General features: G+C 60.5%; 6 protein-coding genes. 1 reads left to right on the top strand and 5 read right to left on the bottom strand.

Features of this window, described 5'->3' with window-relative positions:
* Nucleotides 1–89: 89 nt before the first annotated feature.
* From LJE91_17660 to LJE91_17640, 5 genes are all read right to left on the bottom strand, one after another.
* Entirely contained in the window at nucleotides 90–392 is a 303-nt protein-coding gene (locus LJE91_17660; protein MCG6870489.1) for a nucleotidyltransferase domain-containing protein, read from the bottom strand.
* A gap of 356 nt (nucleotides 393–748) precedes the next feature.
* Nucleotides 749–1,213, bottom strand: a complete 465-nt coding sequence (locus LJE91_17655; protein MCG6870488.1) for a phage integrase N-terminal SAM-like domain-containing protein — start codon at nucleotides 1,211–1,213, stop codon at nucleotides 749–751.
* A gap of 35 nt (nucleotides 1,214–1,248) precedes the next feature.
* Entirely contained in the window at nucleotides 1,249–2,271 is a 1,023-nt protein-coding gene (rpoS, locus tag LJE91_17650) for an RNA polymerase sigma factor RpoS (GenBank protein ID MCG6870487.1), read from the bottom strand.
* 363 nt (nucleotides 2,272–2,634) lie between these two features.
* Nucleotides 2,635–3,396, bottom strand: a complete 762-nt coding sequence (locus LJE91_17645; GenBank protein MCG6870486.1) for a peptidoglycan DD-metalloendopeptidase family protein — start codon at nucleotides 3,394–3,396, stop codon at nucleotides 2,635–2,637.
* A complete protein-coding gene (locus tag LJE91_17640; GenBank protein MCG6870485.1) occupies nucleotides 3,339–3,923 on the bottom strand; it encodes a DedA family protein in 585 nt (194 codons plus the stop codon). The genes LJE91_17645 and LJE91_17640 overlap by 58 nt, the downstream gene beginning before the upstream one ends.
* A gap of 199 nt (nucleotides 3,924–4,122) precedes the next feature.
* Here LJE91_17640 and LJE91_17635 point away from each other — a divergent pair, with 199 nt between their 5' ends.
* The gene (locus LJE91_17635) at nucleotides 4,123–4,677 is read left to right on the top strand and encodes a hypothetical protein (protein MCG6870484.1); all 555 of its coding nucleotides are present in this window, start codon (nucleotides 4,123–4,125) and stop codon (nucleotides 4,675–4,677) included.
* Nucleotides 4,678–4,855 lie beyond the last annotated feature (178 nt).

Below are 4,855 nucleotides of genomic sequence, written 5' to 3'. Positions count from 1 at the left end.
TTCCGACGCATCCAGAAAATAGACACTCCCCTGGATGGCCTCGAACAGGTTTGAGAGATGTGAACGCTGGGCCTCCAGGGGGGATTCGTTCATGGCTGCGTCTCCAGGCGTCTTGCCTGTGATCTGGCGAGCAACTGTAACGCTGTGGGTGACCGATCTCGCCCCCGCGCAACAATATCCACCGGCAGCCCCAGTTGCGATTCGATCTCCAGCTTGATCTTCGCCCGTTTGACGAGGTCCAGAACGCGATCGGTCTCGATCAGCAGGTCGATATCGCCCCCTCTTCGCCTGTCGTCGAGCCGCGAACCAAACAAATACACAGCGGCCCCGCTGCCGGCGTGGGACGCGACGATATCGAGTATGGAGTGTGATTGTTTACTGGAAAGTCGCATATCGCCTGCCTGCCGCTAACGCGGAAAACCCGCACAATGAAAGCATATATGCAAACTGGAGATTCGAGAAACGGGGAACGAAACGTGCTGTATTTTTTGAATTGCTCATCGATAATGCTTTCGCGAGGAGAGACCCATGGCCAGATAGGATGGGTAGAGCACCGGCATGTTCTCAACCGACTTTCCGGTTGGGATCCGCAGACACCCATGACGGCGGAACCGCTGCGCTTGTTCCACCCTACGCAATGTCATGACTCACCGAAAGCTCGGGAAAACCGTAGGTCGGATCAAGCGAAGCGGATCCGGCATGCTACTGGTGCTGAAACTGGGCTCGACGCAGATTCCGCGAAGTCAGGTCATCTGAGCTTGATCGTGCTCCAGGAATGGGTCTCGAGCAGATTGGCGAAGTACGCGCGCAGCTCCTCTGCGCTCAAATCGTCTGGACAGCGGTCGAAATATTCAGCGCTACGGCGTACGGCGCGGCAGTACGCCTCCTTGGTGGCCTTGGCCTTTCCCTGCAGCTTCAGCGCGCGCTGCATGCTCTCGTACGGGGGGGTGAAGCGGGCTTGTTCTATAACGTGAACCAGTCGGCGTTCTTCAAGAACCCGAGCGTCTACTCCGATCCGTCGCAGTACGCCGACAACACGTCGAACATCGACATCCGCTTCTAAGGCTCCACCAGCCGGAAGAAGGAACGAGGCGGGGCCCGAACGGGCCCCGTTTTTTTTCGGCTTGTCGAAGTCATCCCGCAGGGTGGCCAAGCGCAGCGCTGTCCACCCTTTGACCTCGCCTTGCTGGTGGACTGCACCGCGTTTGTCCACCCTACCCGTTCATCGGCCCTGCGGACAGGGACGGATTATGCGCCCAGGAGGGCGTCCCCGGAGTAACCGCGACTCTCCAGGATCTTACGCAGGCGTCTGAGGGCGTCCATCTGGATCTGACGGACGCGCTCACGGGTCACGCCAAGCTCGCTGCCGACCTCTTCCAGCGTTGACCGTTCGTAGCCGTGCAGCCCGAAACGGCGGATGACGACTTCCCGCTGCTTCTCCTCCAGTTCGTGTAGCCATGAGTAGATGCGCTCGTTGACGTTTTCGTCCTGCAGGATCGCCGATGGCTCCTGGCTGGCGTCGTCGGGGATGAGGTCCAGTAGCGGCCGGTCGCTCTCCTTGCCGATCGGCAGGTCGATCGAGGTCACGCGCTCACTCAGGTTGAGCAGCTTCTTGATCTCGTTGGCGGGTTTTTCGAGGGCGGCGGCGACCTCTTCGGTCGTCGGCTCGTGTTCCAGTTCCTGGGCGAGCCGCCGCGAGGCGCGCAGGTAGGCGTTGAGTTCCTTGATGACGTGGATCGGCAGTCGGATCGTGCGCGTCTGGTTCATCAGGGCGCGTTCGATGGTCTGACGAATCCACCAGGTCGCGTAGGTGGAGAAGCGGAACCCCTTTTCGGGGTCGAACTTTTCGACCGCCCGGATGAGCCCGAGATTGCCTTCCTCGATCAGATCGAGCAGGGCGAGCCCGCGGTTCATGTAGCGGCGCGCGATCTTCACGACCAGGCGCAGGTTGCACTCGATCATCTTTTTGCGCCCGGCCTCCACACCGCTTCGTGCCATACGTGAGTAGTGCTTTTCTTCCTGTGGGGTCAGCAGCGGCGAGAATTCGATCTCGCTGAGGTAGAGGCGTGTGGCGTCGAGGTCGGTCTGTACCGGTTCCTCGACATCCTCCTTGCTGCTTCGTTTTCCCGCCGCTTCCTTGGCTTCTACTGCTTCGGACGGGTCGACTGCTTCGCAGGTGATGGTTGCAACATCAGATTCGTCAGCATCGTCGTCTGGTACGGGAACGACCACGACGGTTGTCGCTTTGCGGCTGACGGAACCTGGCTCCATGGTATGGCTACTCAAACTTCTACTCATGTATCCCCCGGGTTCGGGTCTCTTTTGGCGTAATCCCCGTTCCCGACATCGGGAATCGGAGACGGACTCCGGCAGTTGCTGTTGTGGTTGTCCCGCCGTTGTCTCTTCACCCTCCCGCCCCGGAGATGCCGCGAATCCCGTTTCCCCCCAGGTGAGGGACTGGGAATGCTTTCGCGACCCCCCGTGGAGGGAAGGCATTTGTGCCGGCAGGTTTCGCGCTCCCGTAACGCGAAACACCGGCTTTTATTTTCCCTAGTTTTTATTTCCTCCCTGAAACTCTTGCCACTGCCGAAGGCGATTATGCCATAACTTTCATGAAGTTATGTCAATTGGATTTTACCTGCCACGCCGGGGCAGGTAATGGAGGGGGTCCACCGGCTTGCCGTAACGCCGGATCTCGAAGTGCAGTTTGGGGCTGTCGGTCCCCGTCGAACCCATCTCCGCAATCTCCTGACCGCCCTTTACTTGCGTGCCATCTTCGACCAGCAGCGTGCGATTATGGGCATAAGCGCTCAGATACGTGTCATTGTGTTTGATGATGATAAGCTTACCGTAACCCAGAAGTCCACTCCCGGAATAGACCACCTTGCCGCCAGATGCAGCGGTCACGGGCCTGCCCTGGACCCCAGCGATGTCGATCCCTTTTTTGCTCGTCCCGGTGGCGGAGTATCGCGACACCACCTTGCCGTTCACCGGCCAGCGCCAGTCGATCGGGGGTTCGCGTGAGGTGTCAGGCTTCCTGACCGCTGTTCGGGTACCGCCTACGGAGGACTTTTTCGACGTGGATTTCGAGGATTTTCCGGCCTTCCAGGAGGATAGTCTGAGCTTCTGACCCTTGTAGATGGTGTACGGGGGCCGGATGCCGTTCCAGCTCGCCAGCTGCCGGTAGTTGGTGTTGTAGCGCTGCGCGATGGCGTACAGCGTATCGCCCTTGCGGACGGTATAGGTCCCGGATGACGACCCTTTCGGTGGATTGCCGGAACACGCGGCGATAAACAGGACCAGGATCGCCGGTCCCGCAACCAGGCAGATGCCGCGGGCTATCCGCGCAACTGCAGCCAGGCGATCAGCGCGGCCAGCAGCGCGACCGTCAGCCATCCCAACCATTCGATGTACTTGCGAACGACCGGTTCCATCTTCGGTCCTGCCCATGCCAGCAGCACCGCCACGAGAAAGAACCGTGCGCCGCGTCCGATGAATGACGCGATGAGAAACGGGACCAGCGCGAGCGACAGGGCCCCGGCGGAGATCGTGAACAGCTTGTAGGGGATCGGCGAGAAACCGGCGACGAACACCACCCAGACCCCCCATTGGTCGAACCAGCCCTGGGCCCGCTGATAGCTCGGCCAGTATCGCGACTGCTCCAGCCAGGGCGCGATGGCATCGAACGCGAAGGCGCCGATCAGATAACCGAACAGCCCTCCGATCACCGACGCCACCGTCGTAATGGTCGCCAGTCGCAGGCTCTTCTCCGGCATGGTGGTGACCATCGGCGCCAGCATCACGTCGGGCGGAATCGGGAAGAACGAGGACTCGGCGAAGCTCAGCGCCGCGAGATAGCGCGGCGCTGCGGGTGCCGCGGCCCAGACCATGACCTTGTCGTAAAGCGGGCCAAAGAGTTTCATATTGAGATTGTTATCCGCTATACCGCCAGCACCGGGACAAAGCGAAACTTGAAGGCTGGGTTGATTATGCGTGATTTTGACCCGATACGCAGTGAACCGCGTCAGTGGAAAGTTTCAGACCAACACGGGAATAATTAGTACCTTAACACTGAAATCTTGAACAAACGTACACCGAAATACGTCAACTGGGAGCATATCCATGCCAGAGATCCCGACACGGCAGCAGCAGATCGCCCTGGCGCACGCCCACCTGATCATCGGGGTGGTCAAGGCGACGCAGAACCCGGCGCTTCTTCCGGAGATCGAGGAGGCGCTCAAAGTCACCGAGCAGAACGGCTGGACCGATCTCGTCGCGGCGATCCGCAGGATCCTGGCGGGTCAGCGTGACGCCTCCATCCTGAAGACGTTGGACGAGGAGGATTCCGCCATCGTCGAGGCGATCCTCAAGGGACTGCAGGACCCCTCCACCCTCCCGGCACCCGATCGGCAGGCCGACCCCGCCATGGCCGCCCCCGGTCTGGCCGGCATGATTCACCAGGCGGGCCGCGGCGCCCCCCAAGCGCTGCAGGTACTGGCCGGCATGGCGGAGCAGATGACCGCCGTCGGCGGCGATATGGCCATGATCGGTGGCATCATGAAACGCCTGATCGACGGCGAGCGTGACGCCGACAGCCTCAGCAAAGGGATGAGCGCCAGCGGCAGGACACTCGTGTACTCGATTCTGGAGGAACTGGGGAAGCTGGAGGCGCACTGAGGCGATTTCTGTCAAATGACATACCATCCTGCTTGTCTTTTCGTCCGTCCTCTGTGTTGCGACAACAGTGACATAGTTCGACTATGCGCCTGTTGTCGCGCCTTGATGACGAACGATCCCGGCGCGGCGCTGTCCCTGCTTTGCTTGGGCACCGGTCTTGGGCTTCCTGCCCAAGCCG

The organism is Gammaproteobacteria bacterium (assembly GCA_022340215.1).
In the GTDB taxonomy this organism is placed as follows: Bacteria; Pseudomonadota; Gammaproteobacteria; order JAJDOJ01; family JAJDOJ01; genus JAJDOJ01.
The sequence above is the reverse complement of the archived record's forward strand: the minus strand, read 5'-3'. Positions and strand labels throughout refer to the sequence as shown.

Coding starts and splice junctions, on each gene's coding strand:
- LJE91_17660 (MCG6870489.1), bottom strand. CDS start 392: ATGCGACTTTCCAGTAAACAATCACACTCCATACTCGATATCGTCGCG.
- LJE91_17635 (MCG6870484.1), top strand. CDS start 4,123: ATGCCAGAGATCCCGACACGGCAGCAGCAGATCGCCCTGGCGCACGCC.
- LJE91_17645 (MCG6870486.1), bottom strand. CDS start 3,396: ATGGCTGACGGTCGCGCTGCTGGCCGCGCTGATCGCCTGGCTGCAGTT.
- LJE91_17640 (MCG6870485.1), bottom strand. CDS start 3,923: ATGAAACTCTTTGGCCCGCTTTACGACAAGGTCATGGTCTGGGCCGCG.
- rpoS (MCG6870487.1), bottom strand. CDS start 2,271: ATGGAGCCAGGTTCCGTCAGCCGCAAAGCGACAACCGTCGTGGTCGTT.